At 74.4% G+C, this 15,462-nt stretch carries 18 protein-coding genes; 12 read left to right on the forward strand and 6 right to left on the reverse strand.

Annotated elements, in window-relative coordinates:
- Positions 1 to 68 precede the first annotated feature (68 nt).
- From AB0J42_RS03830 to AB0J42_RS03840, 3 genes are all read right to left on the reverse strand, one after another.
- On the reverse strand, positions 69 to 509 hold the full coding sequence (locus tag AB0J42_RS03830; protein ID WP_364288547.1) for a protein-tyrosine phosphatase family protein: 441 nt from the start codon (positions 507 to 509) through the stop codon (positions 69 to 71).
- Positions 510 to 605: 96 nt separating this feature from the next.
- Positions 606 to 1,046, reverse strand: a complete 441-nt coding sequence (locus AB0J42_RS03835) for a DUF1801 domain-containing protein (RefSeq protein WP_364288549.1) — start codon at positions 1,044 to 1,046, stop codon at positions 606 to 608.
- On the reverse strand, positions 1,047 to 1,577 hold the full coding sequence (locus AB0J42_RS03840; RefSeq protein ID WP_364288551.1) for a MarR family transcriptional regulator: 531 nt from the start codon (positions 1,575 to 1,577) through the stop codon (positions 1,047 to 1,049).
- Positions 1,578 to 1,608: 31 nt separating this feature from the next.
- Here AB0J42_RS03840 and AB0J42_RS03845 point away from each other — a divergent pair, with 31 nt between their 5' ends.
- Both AB0J42_RS03845 and AB0J42_RS03850 read left to right on the forward strand, forming a co-directional pair.
- On the forward strand, positions 1,609 to 2,673 hold the full coding sequence (locus AB0J42_RS03845; RefSeq protein ID WP_364288553.1) for an NAD(P)H-dependent oxidoreductase: 1,065 nt from the start codon (positions 1,609 to 1,611) through the stop codon (positions 2,671 to 2,673).
- Between the two features lie 55 nt (positions 2,674 to 2,728).
- Positions 2,729 to 3,826 (forward strand): winged helix DNA-binding domain-containing protein, encoded by a 1,098-nt coding sequence (locus tag AB0J42_RS03850; protein ID WP_364288555.1) that lies wholly within the window; start codon positions 2,729 to 2,731, stop codon positions 3,824 to 3,826.
- Here AB0J42_RS03850 and AB0J42_RS03855 read toward each other — a convergent pair.
- Complete coding sequence (locus tag AB0J42_RS03855; RefSeq protein ID WP_364288557.1) at positions 3,823 to 4,662, reverse strand: nitroreductase/quinone reductase family protein; 840 nt, start codon at positions 4,660 to 4,662, stop codon at positions 3,823 to 3,825. The genes AB0J42_RS03850 and AB0J42_RS03855 overlap by 4 nt on opposite strands.
- A gap of 283 nt (positions 4,663 to 4,945) precedes the next feature.
- On the opposite strand from AB0J42_RS03855, the gene AB0J42_RS03860 reads away from it, so the two are divergent.
- The 4 genes from AB0J42_RS03860 (at position 4,946) to AB0J42_RS03875 (ending at position 6,984) form a co-directional block, all read left to right on the forward strand.
- Entirely contained in the window at positions 4,946 to 5,713 is a 768-nt protein-coding gene (locus AB0J42_RS03860; protein WP_364288559.1) for a putative protein N(5)-glutamine methyltransferase, read from the forward strand.
- A gap of 38 nt (positions 5,714 to 5,751) precedes the next feature.
- The gene (locus AB0J42_RS03865) at positions 5,752 to 5,901 is read left to right on the forward strand and encodes a hypothetical protein (protein WP_364288561.1); all 150 of its coding nucleotides are present in this window, start codon (positions 5,752 to 5,754) and stop codon (positions 5,899 to 5,901) included.
- Positions 5,902 to 6,013: 112 nt separating this feature from the next.
- The gene (locus tag AB0J42_RS03870; protein WP_364288563.1) at positions 6,014 to 6,367 is read left to right on the forward strand and encodes a metalloregulator ArsR/SmtB family transcription factor; all 354 of its coding nucleotides are present in this window, start codon (positions 6,014 to 6,016) and stop codon (positions 6,365 to 6,367) included.
- A gap of 5 nt (positions 6,368 to 6,372) precedes the next feature.
- Positions 6,373 to 6,984 carry an SRPBCC family protein gene (locus tag AB0J42_RS03875; protein WP_364288565.1) on the forward strand — a complete coding sequence of 204 codons (612 nt, stop codon included), beginning with the start codon at positions 6,373 to 6,375 and terminating at the stop codon, positions 6,982 to 6,984.
- 388 nt (positions 6,985 to 7,372) lie between these two features.
- Here AB0J42_RS03875 and AB0J42_RS03880 read toward each other — a convergent pair whose 3' ends face one another.
- Both AB0J42_RS03880 and AB0J42_RS03885 read right to left on the reverse strand, forming a co-directional pair.
- Complete coding sequence (locus tag AB0J42_RS03880) at positions 7,373 to 8,464, reverse strand: hypothetical protein (protein WP_364288567.1); 1,092 nt, start codon at positions 8,462 to 8,464, stop codon at positions 7,373 to 7,375.
- Positions 8,461 to 11,163, reverse strand: a complete 2,703-nt coding sequence (locus tag AB0J42_RS03885; protein WP_364288569.1) for a DEAD/DEAH box helicase — start codon at positions 11,161 to 11,163, stop codon at positions 8,461 to 8,463. Before AB0J42_RS03885 ends, AB0J42_RS03880 begins: the two co-directional genes overlap by 4 nt.
- 101 nt (positions 11,164 to 11,264) lie before the next feature.
- On the opposite strand from AB0J42_RS03885, the gene AB0J42_RS03890 reads away from it, so the two are divergent.
- The 6 genes from AB0J42_RS03890 to AB0J42_RS03915 all read left to right on the forward strand — a co-directional run bounded on the left by AB0J42_RS03890 (position 11,265) and on the right by AB0J42_RS03915 (position 15,362).
- A complete protein-coding gene (locus AB0J42_RS03890) occupies positions 11,265 to 11,891 on the forward strand; it encodes a DedA family protein (protein ID WP_364288571.1) in 627 nt (208 codons plus the stop codon).
- Positions 11,875 to 12,957: a histidine kinase gene (locus AB0J42_RS03895; protein WP_364288573.1), complete on the forward strand. Its 1,083-nt coding sequence runs from the start codon at positions 11,875 to 11,877 to the stop codon at positions 12,955 to 12,957. Before AB0J42_RS03890 ends, AB0J42_RS03895 begins: the two co-directional genes overlap by 17 nt.
- A complete protein-coding gene (locus AB0J42_RS03900; RefSeq protein WP_364288575.1) occupies positions 12,948 to 13,592 on the forward strand; it encodes a response regulator transcription factor in 645 nt (214 codons plus the stop codon). Before AB0J42_RS03895 ends, AB0J42_RS03900 begins: the two co-directional genes overlap by 10 nt.
- A gap of 101 nt (positions 13,593 to 13,693) precedes the next feature.
- A complete protein-coding gene (locus tag AB0J42_RS03905; RefSeq protein WP_364288577.1) occupies positions 13,694 to 14,224 on the forward strand; it encodes a dihydrofolate reductase family protein in 531 nt (176 codons plus the stop codon).
- Positions 14,225 to 14,227: 3 nt separating this feature from the next.
- Positions 14,228 to 14,632 carry a hypothetical protein gene (locus AB0J42_RS03910; RefSeq protein WP_364288579.1) on the forward strand — a complete coding sequence of 135 codons (405 nt, stop codon included), beginning with the start codon at positions 14,228 to 14,230 and terminating at the stop codon, positions 14,630 to 14,632.
- Between the two features lie 85 nt (positions 14,633 to 14,717).
- Positions 14,718 to 15,362, forward strand: coding sequence for an FMN-binding negative transcriptional regulator (locus AB0J42_RS03915; protein WP_364288581.1), 645 nt, complete (start codon positions 14,718 to 14,720; stop codon positions 15,360 to 15,362).
- The last annotated feature ends 100 nt before the right edge of the window (positions 15,363 to 15,462 follow it).

The raw sequence follows: 15,462 nt of genomic DNA on the forward strand, positions 1-15,462 counted from the left end.
GGGCAGGCTTTCGCGGGCGCGGAGAGCGATACGGCCTCTCAGCGCCCAGCGGGTGTGGCGATGGGGCTTCAGGCGGGGAAGCGCTCGACCCAGCGGCGCTGCCAGGGCGTCTCGACGGCGCGCGGGTGGTAGTGGGTGCGGGCCCAGGCGACGGCTTCGGCGGCGGGGACGCCGGCCAGGATGGCCAGGCAGGCGATGACGGTGCCGGTGCGGCCGACGCCGCCGCCGCAGGCGACTTCGACCCGCTCGCCCGTACGGGTCCATTCCGACAGGTCGCGGATCAGGCGGATCGCCTGCTCGCGGTCGCGCGGCAGCAGGAAGTCCGGCCAGTCGATCCACTCGTGCGGCCAGGTCAGCCGGGAGTCGTGGCGGCGGCGCATCCGGCCGCCGCCCAGGTAGAGGCCCCGGTCGGGGGCCGCACCCGCCGGATCGGGGTTCCTGAGGCCGCGGCCGCGCACCCAGCCGCCGTCGGGCAGCCGGATCGCGCCGGCCAGTCGGGTGTCCGTCATCTGATCATTGTCGTCCGGTCCGTCCAGGGCCCGGCGGGGCTTCGCTCGCGGCGTACCAGCCGGCCGTCTCGGTGACGCGTTCGGCCGTACGACGTCTCAGCTCACGGCTTTCCTGACCAGTTCCCTGATGGCCGCCTCGCCCGCTTCGGTCAGCTCGGTGAGGGCGAAGGAGGTCGGCCAGATGCCGTCGGCGTCGTCGAGGTTGGCCTCCGTGCTGAACCCGAACGTGGAGTAGCGCTCCTTGTCGGCCTGCCCGCTGCGGAAGAAGCACACCACCTTGCCTGCTTTGGCGTAGGCGGGCTGGCCGTACCAGAGCTTCGGCGCCAGCTCGGGAGCGGCGGAGGTGACGACGGCGTGCACGCGCTCGGCGATCTCCCGGTCGGGCGGCGCCATGTCGGCGATCTTGGCGAGGACGGCCCGTTCGCCGGCCGCCGCCTTGCCGGAGCCCCGGCCGCGGCGGGCCTCGGTCTTGAGCTCGGCGGCGCGTTCCCTGACGGCGGCGCGCTCCGCCTCGGAGAGTCCCTGGTTGTCGCTCATCTACGTCTCGCCCTTCTGTCCGGTTGTCTTGCCGGTCACGCTAGGTGCGGGGCGGGGGCGGGCGCTTCTCGGTTCCTGATCGTTCAGGCCGAGGCGGCGGGCGATGGTCTCGATGGCGGCCAGGTCGCCGGGGGTGAGCCGGTCGATGAAGTGGCGGCGTACCGAGACGAGGTGGGCCGGTGCGGCGGCGCGCAGGGTCGCCAGGCCCTCGTCGGTGAGGACGAGCAGGCAGCCCCGGCCGTCGGAGGCGTCGGGGGCGCGCCGCAGCAGGCCGCGGGTCTCCATGCGGGTGGCGTGGCGGGACAGGCGGCTGCGTGACCAGCCCATCTTCCTGGCCTGTTCGCCGAGGCTGCTGGTGTGGCCGGGGCGTTCGGACAGGGTGCTGAGGACTTCGTAGTCGGCTTCGGAGAGCCCGATGGCGGCCAGGTCGTGGGCGGTGCCGGTCTGCACGGCGGTCATGATGCGCCGGAAGGCGCGCCAGGCGCGTTCCTCGTCGGCGTCCAGCCAAGGCACCGGCCCGTTCGTTGACATGTAATCAATCTACCACCTACGCTTCGTTTCCATGTCAACGAATGTGGCGCGTGTCCTCGTACTCGGATGCAGCACCCGCCCCGGCGCGCTGGGCCCGCACATCCGGCGGTGGCTGACCGAAACCCTTCAGCAACGCGCCGCCGAGCTGGGCGCCGAGCTGGTGCCGGTCGAGCTCGCCGAGCTGAACCTGCCGTTCCTGGACGAGGAGGAGCACCCCTCCTCGGGCGTCTACCGGCACGAGCACACCCGCCGGTGGAGCGCCCTGGCCGGCGGCGCGGACGGCTTCATCGTGGTGACCCCCGAGTACAACTACGGCATGCCGGCGAGCCTCAAGAACGCGCTGGACTACCTCGGCCGCGAATGGGCGTGGAAGCCGATGGGGTTCGTCAGCTACGGCAACACCTCGGCCGGCACCCGCTCGGTCCAGCACGCCAAGCAGGTCGTGACGACGCTGCGGCTGGTGCCGGCCGGGGCCACGGTCGCGATCCGCATCGCCGAGGCGCTGCGGGACGGCCGCCTGCGCCCCGACCCGGCCCGCGACGAGGCGGCGGCGGGCCTGCTGGAGGAGGTCGTCCGCCTGTCGCGGGCGCTGGCCCCGATGCGCGAGCGCGCCGGCGCCGTGCCCGGGCCGCTGCCGGGCTCCTACCTGCGGCGGCTTTCCCCCGATGACGCGCCCGAGGTCACGGTGCTGCAGCGGTCCTGCTGGGTGGACGAGGCCCTGGCCAACGACACGACGGCCCTGGCGCCCCTGCACGAGACCGTCGACGACGTACGCGCCTGGCTGGCGGACTGGGACACCACCGGCCTGTGGCGGGACGGCCGCCTGCTGGGCATGATCAGAACCCGCCCCGACGGCGGCGGCCTGCAGCTGGGCAGGCTCGCCGTCGTGCCCGACCTGCGCGGCCGGGGACTGGGCCGCCGGCTGCTGCGCGCCGCACAGGCCGCCGCGCCGGACGGCGCCCGCATCACGCTGTGCACCGGCGCCAAGAGCCTGCGCAACATCGCCCTGTACGAGAGCGAGGGTTTCGAGACGGCGGGCCGGATCGGCGGGGACGCGGTCATTTTGGCCAAGACCCGCATCGCGGAAGCTTCCTGACCGCGATTCCTGAGATCGTCGCCGGGCAGCGCCGATCGAAGGAGCCGATACCAGCATGAAGACGCGGACCGTTCTGGGCGCCCGGGCGCTCAACCGGGCGACGCTCGCCCGGCAACTGCTCCTCGACCGGGCCGATCTGCCGGTCGGCGACGCGGTGGCGCACGTGGGCGGGCTGCAGGCGCAGGAGCCGCAGGAGCCGTTCACCGGGCTCTGGTCGCGGCTGCGCGGCTTCGACCCGGCGAGCCTGTCGGAGGCGCTGACCGGGCGGCGGGTGGTGCGGGTCCATCTGATGCGGCGCACCGTTCATCTGGTCACCGCGGGCGACGCGCTGGCCTGGCGGGCCCGTCACGGAGCCATGCTGCGCCAGCGCACGCTGGGGGCCTACCGCAGCGAGTTCGCCGGGGTGGATCTGGACGAGCTGGCCGCGGCGGGCCGTGCGCTGCTGGCCGACGGCGCGCCGCGCACGCTCGCGGAGGTGGCGGCGGCGCTGTCCGGCCGGTGGCCCGGCCCGTCGCGGCGGGCGCTGGGGGAGATGGTGGTCTCGGCGCTGGTCCCGGTGGTGCAGGCGCCGCCGCGCGGGGTGTGGCGGGTGACGGCGGGGGTGCGGAACGTGCTGCTGTCGTCCTGGCTGGGCCGCGAGCCCGATCCGCCCGCCCCCGACGGCTCCGATCCGGCGGGCCGGGCGCTGGTGCGGCGCTATCTGGCCGCGTTCGGCCCGGCCGCCACGGCCGACCTGCGCGCGTGGTGCGGCCTGGCCGGGCTGCCGGGCGCGGTGGCGGCGGTACGGGAGGAGCTGGTCTCCTTCCGCGACCAGCGGGGACGGGAGCTGCTGGATCTGCCCGGCGCGCCGCGGCCCGACCCGGACACGCCGGCGCCGGTGCGGTTCCTGCCCGCGTTCGACAACGCGATCCTCGGCTACCACGACCGGAGCCGGATCGTCGACGACGCCGACCGGGGCCTGTCGGTCGCGGGCCACCGGGCGGTCCTGGTGGACGGCCGGGTGGCCGCGACCTGGGAGGCCGAGGCGGGCACGGTGACGGTCAGCCCGCTGCGCACCCTCTCGCGCGGCGAGCGCGACGCGGTCGCCGCGGAGGGGGAGGAGCTGGCGGCGTTCCTGTCGGAGGGCGCGAGCCGCCGGGTGCGGATCGGTTAGGGCGCCATCGCGTCGAGGACCGGGATGAGGTTCTCCTCCTCGTAGTCCAGGTGGGCCTCGACCTCGGCGGTGAGCCGGTCCACCTCCGCCGACAGCGCGGCCCGGTCGAGGTGGTCGCCGGTGAGGAGCTGCTGGAGTTCTGCCAGGAGGCGGGCCATCTCCTCGTGCTCGCGCCGCAGGCGGGCCATGACGCCGGCGATCTCCGGGTACTGCCGGTCCAGGTGGGGGAACAGGTGGGCGTCCTCCATGCCGTGGTGGTGGCTCAGCCCCCGGCAGAACGCCAGGCAGTTGATGCGCAACTGCGCGCCCAGGCCGCCGCCGGACGCGGCGACCTCCGCGCGGATGACGGCCAGTTCCCTGCGGAAGGCGTCGTGGACGAGCTTGAGCCCCTCGCCCGGCCTCGCGGTGCCGGGGGCGGGCGGGCCGGCGGCTTCCAGGGCCACCACGGGCAGGGTGCGGCCGGACGCCGTCTCGTACCGGGCCCATCCGGGGTCGGCCTCGGCGGCGCGGGCGAACACGCGGTCGCGTTCGGCGCCCTCCAGCACGCGCGCGTCGGCTTCGTAGGTGAAGGCGCCGGTCTCGACGGTGACGCGGGGGTTCTTGCGGAGGTTGTGGTACCAGTCGGGGTGGCGGGGTGAGCCGCCCGCCGAGGCGATCACGTACAGCCGGTCGGGGTCCTCGTCGAGGAGGTAGCCGACCGGGGTGGTGCGGGGGGTGCCGGTGCGGGCGCCGGTGGTGGTCAGCAGGAGCAGGCGGGCGTCCTCGAAGGGGGGTCCGACCTGGCCCCGGCCGGCGCGGAACCGGTCGATGACGTGCTGGTTGAAGTCCATGGTCATGCGGTGCTCTCTCCTATGGGAAGGCAGGGAAAGCCCGCACGCCGACCGCGCGTGAGCGCACAGCTGGCGTAGCTGCGAGAAAAGTAAGATGGGGATGCGGGGACGGCGCGCAGGCGCGGTTCAGGTCAGGCGCGTCCGTGTGAAGTCGTCACGGTATCGTCCCCTTGCATCGCGGCCTCCATGCCGCCGCCGTCCACCAGGCGGCGTCACGCGACCTGCCGAGCATTCAACGCCGCGCCGTTACGGCTGTCAAGTTCGGCCCGTGACACACTGAAAGGCGTTCATGTCTCTTTCCGCCGTCGTCTCCCGGCTCCGCGCCGCGGGCTGCGTGTTCGCCGAGGACGAGGCGCGCCTGCTGGCCGGCGCCGCCGCCACCCCCGAGGCGCTCGCCCGGCTGGTGGAGCGCCGCGCCGCCGGTGAGCCGCTGGAGCACGTGCTGGGCTGGGCCCGTTTCGGCGGCCTGCGCGTGCGGGTGGATCCGGGGGTGTTCGTGCCGCGTCCCCGTACCGAGTTCCTGGCCGAGCAGGCGATCGCGGCGGCGCCCGCCGGGGTGCCGGTGGTGGTGGATCTGTGCTGCGGGTCGGGGGCGCTCGGCGCCGTGGTGGCGGCGGCGCTGGGCGAGGTCGAGCTGCACGCCGCCGACATCGATCCCGCCGCCGTGGCCTGTGCGCGCCGCAATCTGCCGGGCGCGCGGGTGCATGAGGGCGATCTGTACGATCCGCTCCCCGATGATCTGCGTGGCCGGGTGGACCTGCTGCTGGCCAACGTCCCGTACGTACCCACCGATGAGATCCCGCTGCTGCCCGCCGAGGCGCGCCTGCACGAGGCCCGGGTGGCTCTGGACGGCGGCGGGGACGGGCTGGAGGTGCTGCGCCGGGTGGCGGCGGGCGCCGGGCAGTGGCTGGCCCCGGGCGGGCGGCTGCTGTTCGAGACCGGTGAGCGTCAGGCGGCGCACGCCGTCGCGGCGATAGCCCGGCACGGCCTGCGGGCGCGGGTGGTCCGCTCGGCCGGCTGGGACGCGACCGTGATCATCGCCGTCCGGGCGGGGTGACCAGGCGTTTCCCCGGCTTTTGAGGGTAGGGGGCGGCCATGACATCGCTGAAGGAGAAGGTGCGCGAGTATCTGCGCAGCCCGAAGGGCAAGGAGACGGTCGACTCGGCCAAGCGGATGGCCGGCGACCCTCAGAACCAGCAGAAGGCCAAGGGGTTTTTCGAGAGGTTCCGCTCCCGGCGGCACTGACCGGCGGGGTCGGGCGGCGGCGCTTCGGGCGTCGCCGTCCTCATCTGTGCCGGAAGACCTTCGCGCTCTATTCGTTTTGACTTATATAAGGGTCTGCTGAAACACTGGGGGCGTGCACGCGTTCGACGTCCTCGGCGACCCCGTCCGGCGCCGGATCCTGGAGCTCCTCGCCGACGGCGAGCTGAGCTCCGGCGAGGTCACCGCCGTCATCCAGCGCGAGCACGGCATCTCCCAGCCCGCCGTCTCCCAGCACCTGAAAGTGCTGCGCGAGCACGGCTTCGCCACCGTCCGCGCCCAGGGCACCCGGCGGCTGTACGCCGTCGACCCAGCGCCGCTGCGCGAGGTCGACCAGTGGCTGGGCCGCTTCCGCGCTCTGTGGGAGCAGCGCCTCGACGCGCTGGCCACCGAGATCGCCCGCGGCAAGAAGGAGCGCCGTGCCCGCGAGACCGACCCGACAGAAAGCTGACCCCGATGGACATCATCGACGAGATCACGCGCGCCCACCGCGAGGTGGGTGAGAGCGGCGAGGCCAAGACCATCCGGATCGTCCGCCACTACGACACCGACGTGGACGACCTCTGGGACGCCTGCACCAACGCCGAGCGGATCCCCCGCTGGTTCCTGCCGATCAGCGGCGACCTGCGGCCCGGCGGCAACTACCAGTTCCAGGGCAACGCCGGCGGCGAGATCCTGGCGTGCGAGCCGCCGCGCCGGCTCCGGGTGTCGTGGGTGATGGGCGAGGCGCCTGCGTCGTACGTGGAGGTGCTTCTGGCGGCCGAAGGTGACCGTGCCCGGCTGGAGCTGCGGCACGAGGCGGTCGTGCCGCCCGAGTTCTGGGATCGGTACGGTCCCGGCTCGGTCGGCGTCGGCTGGGACCTCGGGCTGCTCGGCCTGGCCCTGCACCTGACCGGCGGGGAGAAGGTGGACGAGCAGCATTTCCACGAGACCCCGGAGGGCAGGGAGTTCATCATCCGCAGCAGCCGCGCCTGGGGCGAGGCGTTCCAGGCCGCCGGGGCCACCCCGGACCAGGTCTCCGCCACGACCGCCGCCACCACCGCGTTCTACGCGCCGCCCCCGCAGTAACGGCGAGCTCGCTCGTCTTCAGGCGCCGCACTGAGAGGGCGGCGAGTCCTCTGAGGGGTGGTCCCGCGCCGGGGCGACGGGGTGAGGTAGCTGCGCTCCCGCCCGCGCTGTAACGGGGGTGCTGGTGCCGCCCTGCCACCACCTGGGCTGTGGCGACGCTCCCGCCGAGATAGAGGCGGCCCGCGCAGTGGTAGGTGCTGGTGTCTCCCTCCCTCCGTTTGCCCGCACAGGGCGGGGTGCTGGCGCCGCCCTCCCGCCGTCTGGGCTGGGGAGGAGGTGGGGGGTCGGCACCTGCCCGCACGGCGGCTGCCCGCGCGGCTGCCCGTACGGTGGTCGTCCTCCGAGGGGATGGCCGGTCCTGCCGCCGCGTTTGGCGGGGTGGCCGGGATCAGTCCAGGAGGGATGCCGGGTCGGGTTCTGGGGGGCCGGCGGGCCACCAGGTGGTGCCGCGGCGCTCGAAGGGGTACCAGCGGCCGTCTTTTCCGTATCTGAGTTGCCGGTCGCCGATGGTCCACTGGTTGCGGGTGGTGTGCAGGCCGGCGGGCGGGGTGCCTTCCCAGGCTGCCTCAAGCTGGGCGCGGGCGCGGGCGAGGTCCTGGCGGGTGGGGGTCCAGGGTTTCTCCAGGACGTCCAGGGCGGCGGGGCCGTCGTGCCGCCAGGCCTCCACTTCGGCGTCCAAGCCGAGGTCGAGGCCGAATTCGGCGCTCATGCGTACGAGGTCTTGGTGTTCGGTGAGGCGGGGGAGGTCGCCGGTGGTGAGGAGTTCGCGCGCCCGGGAGGCGGCGGAGGCGGCCAGGATCTCCAGGGCGGAGACGTCGACGCCGGGGGCGGGGTCCAGGCCGAGCGGGGTGAAGGGGCCGGGCGGCGGGGGCGGCGGCAGCGGTGGGGTGCCGCAGGCGAAGGCTTCGCGGGCCGGGGTGCCGGGGGCGGTGGGGGGTTCTCTGCGGCGCAGGGCTTCGATCAGGGCGTGTTCGCCGCGGCCGCGCAGCAGCAACAGGATGAACGGGTCGGCGTCGAGCAGCCAGGAGGCCTGGTAGCACAGGGCGGCGGCGTGGCGGCAGGCCCAGTCGGGGCAGGTGCACCCGGGTTCGAGGTCGCCGGCGGCGGGCAGCAGGGGCACGCCGGCCGCCTCGGCGGCCTCCACGAGGTCGGCGGGCATGTCGCGGTCGAGCAGGGCGGCGATGTGCCCGGATTTGGCCGCCACCTGGTCGAGGAAGCGGTCCCATTCGGCGGCGGTGAGCTGTTCGACCTGGACCACGGTGTCGTATTCGTGCTCGGCGACGGCGGCCAGCCGGCCGGGGCTGACGGTGATCGGGCCGAGCTGCCCGGTCTTGGCGTAGGCGCGGCCCTGCTGCAGCAGGTCGCGGTCGAGGGAGGTGTCCTCCAGGGCGCGGATCCAGGCGCGGCCCCACCAGGTGGTGGCGAAGCGGGCGCCGGCGCGCTGGCGGGGGAAGGCGGGGAAGCCGCGGGCGTCGGTCATCTGAGCTCCACGAGGGCGGCGAGTTCGGCGTCGGTCAGCTCGGTGAGCGCGGCCTCGCCGGAGGTGAGCACGGCGTCGGCCAGGGAGCGTTTGGCGGCCAGCATGCGGGCGATGCGGTCCTCGACGGTGCCTTCGGTGATGAGCCGGTGCACCTGGACGGGCTTGGCCTGGCCGATGCGGTGGGCGCGGTCGGTGGCCTGGTCCTCGACGGCGGGGTTCCACCAGCGGTCGTAGTGGATGACGTGGTCGGCGCGGGTCAGGTTGAGGCCGGTGCCGGCGGCTTTGAGCGACAGCAGGAACACCGGCGCCCGCCCGTCCTGGAAGCGGCGGACCATCTCCTCGCGGCGGGCCACGGGGGTGCCGCCGTGCAGGAGCTGGGTGTCCACGCCGCGCTCGTCCAGGTGCCTGGCGATCAGGCGGGCCATGGTCACGTACTGGGTGAAGACCAGCACGGCGCCGTCCTCGGCGAGGATGGTGGAGACGAGCTCGTCCAGCAGCTCCAGCTTGCCGGAGCGGCCCGCCAGCCGGGGTGCGGTCTCGTGCAGGTACTGGGCGGGGTGGTTGCAGATCTGCTTGAGCCCGGTGAGCAGTTTGACGATCAGGCCGCGCCTGGCCATGCCCTGGGCGTCCTCGATGCGGCCCATCATCTCGCGCACGACCGCCTCGTACAGGGCGGCCTGTTCGGTGGTGAGGGCGACCGGCCGGTCGGTCTCGGTCTTGGGCGGCAGCTCGGGCGCGATGCCGGGGTCGGACTTGCGGCGGCGCAGCAGGAACGGCCGCACCAGCCGCGACAGCCGCTCGGCCGCTTCGGTGTCGCCGGCCTCGACGGGCCTGGCCCAGCGGGCGCGGAAGCGGGGCAGCGGGCCGAGCAGGCCGGGGGTGGCCCAGTCGAGGACGGCCCACAGGTCCGACAGGTTGTTCTCGACGGGGGTGCCGGTGAGGGCGACGCGGGCGGCGGCGGGGATGTCGCGCAGGGCGCGGGCGGTGGCCGAGGCGGGGTTCTTGACGTGCTGGGCCTCGTCGGCGACGACCAGGTCCCACGGGTGCGCGGCCAGCCGGGGGGCGTCCAGGCGCATGGTGGCGTACGTGGTGAGCACGAACCCTTCGCCGGCCAGGTCGCGGGCGGAGCCGTGGAAGCGGCGCACGGGCACGCCGGGCGCGAACTTGGCGATCTCGCGTTCCCAGTTGGCCAGCAGCGAGGCCGGGCAGACCACGAGCGTCGGCCCGGTGCCGCGGTGCAGGTGCAGGGCGATGAGGGTGACGGTCTTGCCCAGTCCCATGTCGTCGGCCAGGCAGGCGCCGAGCCCGAGCGAGGTCATCCGGGCCAGCCAGCGCAGTCCCTGCAGCTGGTAGTCGCGCAGGGTCGCGTTCAGGCCGGGCGGCGGGGCGATGTCTGCGGGCTCGGTGAGCCGGTCGCGCAGCTCGCGCAGCCACGCGCCGGGCTCGACGGGCACCTGCTCACCGTCGGCCTCGGCGGTGCCGGTGAGTGCGGCGGTGAGCGCCTCCAGGCCGGTGAGCGCACCCATCTCGGGTTTGCGGGCTTTACGGGCCAGGTCGGGGTCGATGAGCACCCACTGGTCGCGCAGCCGCACGACCGGGCGGTGCGCCTCGGCCAGGCGGTCCATCTCGGCGGCGGTCAGGGGTTCGCCGCCCAGGGCCAGGCGCCAGTCGAAGGAGACCAGGTGGCGACCGCCGAGGAACGACGGCAGGTCGGACGGGGCGGGGTCGCGCCGGCCGAGCGCGGCCCGGGCGGTCAGCCCGCGCACGAGGGAGCGCGGCCAGTGGACCTCGATCCCGGCGGCGGCCAGGCGGGCGGCGGCGCCGGCCAGCAGGTCGGCCAGGTCGTCGTCGGTCAGCGGCAGCTCGTCGGGGACTTCGCTGTCGAGCAGCGCGGCCAGGCGGGGCCAGGCGCGGGCGGCGCGGCGCAGCCCGATGGTGGTCTCGATCCTGGCCCGGCCGCCGAATCCGGGGTCGCGGCCCTCCCACAGGTCGGCGGCGTCGACCACCAGCGACGGCCCGGCCAGGCTGTGGACCTGCACGACGGCGCGGAACTCCGCGGCGGCCACGTCGTCGGCCTCGATCCGCAGCGACACCCGGACCCCGGCGTCCAGCCCGGCGGAGGTCTCCTCGGCCCAGCGCCGCAGCCGGGGCACTTTGACGGGCCGCATGGCGGCGAAGGCGGTGGTGCCGGTGGCCTTGACGGCGCCGGGGGAGCGCGGCATGGCGTCGGCGACGGCGTCCAGGAAGGCCCGCACCAGCGTCTCGGCGTCGGGCAGCAGGGGCTCGTCCGTTTCGGGCAGCGGGGTGGCGCGGGCCTCGGCGGGCATGGCGGCGGCGAGCTCGCGGATGCGTTCGACGTCGGCGGCGTCGAACGGGCCGGCCCGCCAGGCGTCGTGGCCGGAGGCGGTCACGGTGGGGCGGATGCGGCCCCGGGTGACGAGCTGGAGCGCGACCAGCGCGGCGGCGCCCCAGAAGCGGGCCGCCGGGTGGGCCGCGGCGTCGGTGCGGGCCCTGGCCAGGGCGGCGACGGCGCCGGCCACGGGCAGCCGGGTGGCGGCGGCCTCTCGCAGGCGGATGTGCCCGTCGTGCTGCTCGGCGACGGCGAGGGTGCCCTCGCCCGCCGGGTCAAGGAAGGCCACGGTCCCCGCCCGGGGCGGGTCGCTGGGCTCGAAGACGGCCGCGTACTGTCCCAAGGTCACGGCCGTACAGTGTACGGTACAGGGGGGTGTGGTTTGCCACACCCGAAGAGAGATGCCCGCCTCATGCACGGGACCTCCTGATCTTCCGTACTCTTGGCCGCATGGTCGATTGGGTTGTGCAGTTGATGGAGCTCCTGGGCGCGCCCGGAGCCGGCGTGGCGGTGGCGCTGGAGAACCTGTTCCCGCCGATTCCGAGCGAGGTGATCCTGCCGCTGTCGGGCTTCACGGCCAGCCGGGGCGGGATGGGGCTGATCGACGCCCTGATCTGGACCACGATCGGGTCGGTCGTGGGCGCGCTGGCCCTGTACTGGGTGGGCGCGCTGCTCGGCCGCGACCGGGTGGTGGCGATCGCCGAGAAGATGCCGCTGGTCAAGGTCTCCGACATCGAGAAGACGGAGGCCTGGTTCCTCAAGCACGGCCGGGCGACGGTGTTCTTCGGGCGGTTCATCCCCATCTTCCGCAGCATGATCTCGATCCCCGCCGGGGTGGAGAGGATGCCGGTGCTGCAGTTCACGCTGCTGACGGCGGCGGGCAGCGCCATCTGGAACACGATCTTCGTGATGGCCGGCTACTACCTGGGCGAGCAGTACCACCTGGTCGAGGCGTACATGGGAGTGGCCTCCAAGGTGGTGCTCGGCCTGGTCCTGCTCGCGGTGGCGGTCTTCGTGGCGGTCCGGCTGATCGAGCTGCGCAAGGCGCGCAAGGGCCGCCATGCGCTTCGCCGCTGACGGCGCGCGCGTCGCCGGTGCGGTCATGCTCGGCGCCCTGACCGCACCGGCCGGATTGCTCTTCCTGCTGGGCTCGGCGCCGTTCGCGAAAAGCACGGCCGCGGCGGCGCGGTGGCTGGCCCGCCTGGAGGTGCGCCGCCTGCGGCTGGACCCCGCCCTGCTGCGGACCGGCTCGCGGGTGCGGCTGTTCCTGGCCGCGCGGGCGCCGCTCGGGCTGCTCGGCGCGCTGGTGCTGGCGATGACGGGGTTCGGCGCCTGGCACGCGGCCCGCCTGGTGTGGGCGTGGCTCAGGGGCGAGCCGTACGACGGGATGCCGGCTTCCCTGCCCCTGGCCGTCTACCTCTTCACGGCGGGCGGCGTCCTGCTGTTCCTGGCCCTGACGGGGCTGGCCGGGGTGCACGTGCTGGAGCGGCGGCTGGCCGTGCGGCTGCTCGGCCCGGACCGTACCGAGGCTTTGGAGCGCCGGATCGCCGAGCTGTCGGAGAGCCGGGCGGGCATCGTGGCGGCGGTCGACTCCGAGCGGCGCCGCATCGAGCGGGACCTGCACGACGGGCTGCAGCAGCGGCTGGTGGCGCTGTCGATGCTGATCGGCCGGGCCCGGCGCGGCCATCCGGAGCTGATGGGCCAGGCGCACACCGAGGCGCAGCAGGCGCTGGCCGAGCTGCGCGAGGTGGCCTGGCGGGTGTATCCGAGCGGGCTGGACGCGCTCGGGCTGGGCGAGGCGCTGGCCGGGGTTGCCGAAAGGTCGGCGGTGCCGGTGACGCTGGCCTGCGACCTGGACGAGCGGCCGCCCGCGGCGGTGGAGGCGGCGGCGTACTTCGTGGTGAGCGAGGCGGTGACCAACGCCAACAAGCACGCTGGGGCCGGCCGTATCGAGGTCGCGGTGCGGCGGGAGGGGCGGACGCTGGTCGTGCGGGTGCGCGACGACGGGTCGGGCGGCGCGAGCGCGTCCGGCGGCGGGCTGTCGGGGCTGCGCCGCCGGGTGGCGGCGCTGGACGGCGCTTTCGAGGTGGACAGCCCGCCGGGCGGGCCGACGGTGGTCAGGGCGGAGCTGCCGTGCGGGTGATCCTGGCGGAGGACTCGACGCTGCTGCGCGAGGGGCTGGTGCGGCTGCTGCTGGAGGAGGGGCACGAGGTCCCGGCGGCGGTGGGCGACGGCGAGGCGCTGGTGGCGGCCGTGGCCGCGCACGCGCCGGACGCGGTGGTGGTGGACGTGCGGATGCCGCCGTCCCACACCGACGAGGGGCTGCGCGCGGCCCTGGAGATCCGGCGGCGCTGGCCGGGCGTGAAGGTGCTGGTGCTGTCGCAGTACGTGGAGAAGCGGTACGCGACGGAGCTGATGAGCTCGGACGTGTCGGGTATCGGCTATCTGCTGAAGGACCGGGTGGCGCAGGTCGCGGACTTCCTGGACGCGCTGGAGCGGGTGGGCGCGGGCGGGGCGGCGTTCGATCCGGAGGTGGTGCGGCAGTTGCTGGCCCGCACCAGCCGGGCAGATCCGCTGGCCCGGCTGACGCCGCGGGAGCGCGAGGTGCTGGAGCTGATGGCGCAGGGGCTGACGAACGCCTCGATCGCCCGCGCGCTGCACGTGTCGCAGAGCGCGGTGGAGAAGCATGTGAACGCGCTGTTCGACAAGCTGGATCTGACGCATGTGACGGGGTACAGCCGGCGGATCCTGGCGGTGCTCCGCTTCCTCGGCTCCTGATTTTTCCGGACTTTTCATGTGCTGGGGCGACCTGCGGCCTTCTTGACAAATTTATTTGTCGGTGGGACGGTGGGGGCACCCCGAAACCCGAGGAGTCAACGATGCGCAAGATCGTCGCAGGGCTGTACATCACGCTGGACGGCGTCGTCGAGTCACCCGAGAAGTGGCATTTCCCGTACTACGACGCGGACATGGCCCGCTCGGTCGAGACGCTCATGGGCCGCTGCGACGCCATGCTGCTGGGCCGCCGCACCTACGAGGAGTTCGCCGCCCACTGGCCCCACCAGGACCCGGCCGACCCGCTGGCCGCCCTCATGAACGAACGCACCAAATACGTCGTCTCCGCCACCCTCACCGACCCCGCCTGGCAGAACACCACCGCCGTCACCCTCCAGGAGCTGGCCGCGCTGCGCGAAGGCCCCGGCGGCGACCTCGGCATCAGCGGCAGCCCCACCCTGGTGGCGTCGCTGCTGCGCGAGGGCCTGCTGGACGAGCTGCACCTGCTGGTCCACCCGCTCGTGGGCGGCACCGGCAAGCGCCTGTTCGAGCACGGCGACCACATCCCGCTCAAGCTGACCGCGTCCCAGACGTTCGCCACCGGCGTGCTGGACCTGACCTACGAGAGGGCCTGACCCATGACCGCCAAGACCACCGCGCAGAAGCTGCTCGTCAAACCGGGCACCACCGTGTGGATCTCCGCCGGCGAGCACCGCCCGCTCCTGTCGCCCCTGCCCGAGGGCGCGGCGTTCGCCGGGGACCTGGCGGAGGCGGCCGTGGGCGTGCTGTTCGCCGCCGACGCCGCCTCGGCCCGGCACCTGCTGGAGACCCACCGCGACCGCCTGACCGCGCCGCCGGTGCTCTGGATCGCCTACCCGAAGGGCAACAAGGCCGACATCAACCGCGACACGCTCTGGCCCATCGCGGGCGAGTACGGGCTGCGCCCCAACGGGCAGGTGGCCGTCGACGCCGTCTGGTCGGCGCTGCGCTTCCGCCCCCTGAAGGAGGGCGAGCCGCCCTTCACCGGCGGCGCCTCCCGCTGACGGCACCCCCGATCGGCGCGGCACACTCGTGTGGCAGGCTCGGGGCCCGGGCCCGAGCCGTCCATCACCCCGAGGGGAGCCGCGCATGCTGACCCATCCGTGGGACGCGAGCCTGGACGAGGCCGAGTGGCGGGACTGGATCGCCGACGGCCACGACTTCGGCCAGCTCGCCGTCAACGGACCGCCCGGCGAGCCGCCGGTCGTCGTCCCCACCCACTTCGTCTGCGACGGCGGCGACCTGCTGATCCATCTCGCCCGCCCGAACCCGGTCTGGCAGGCCGTCGAGCACGACCCGCAGGTGACCTTCACCGTCATCGGCGACTACGCCTACGTCCCCGGCACCTGGCGCGCCGCCCCCGGCCTTGCGCCCCGCGACGGCGTCCCGACCAGCTACTACGCGGCCGTCCAGTTCACCTGCCGCGCCCACCTCGTCGACGACCCCCAGGCCAAGGCCGACCTGCTGACCAGACAGCTCGCCCGCTTCCAGCCCGGCGACCACGCCGAGGTCGCCGCCGGCCGCCCGCCCTACGGGCGCCTGCTGTCGGGCATCCGCGGCCTGCGGCTGCAGGTGACCGGCGTCCGCGCCAAGTTCAAGTACGACGACCACAAGAGCGCCGAACACCGCGCCGCGGTCGCCGCCCGCCTCACCGCCCGCGGCCAGGGCCTCGACGCGCCGGCCGCGGCCCAGCAGCGCCGCCGCCTAAACCGTATCGGCACCTGGAAACCCTGAGCCCGCCCCATCCGTCGGCGCCCGCGCGGCCGGCCGCCTTCCGGACCCTGTCGGCCCGGCCCGCTGCCGGGCGGGCGCGGCCGGTGGCGCTTCCGCCGGC

It is taken from the genome of Nonomuraea sp. NPDC049649 (assembly GCF_040675175.1).
In the GTDB taxonomy this organism is placed as follows: Bacteria; Actinomycetota; Actinomycetes; order Streptosporangiales; family Streptosporangiaceae; genus Nonomuraea.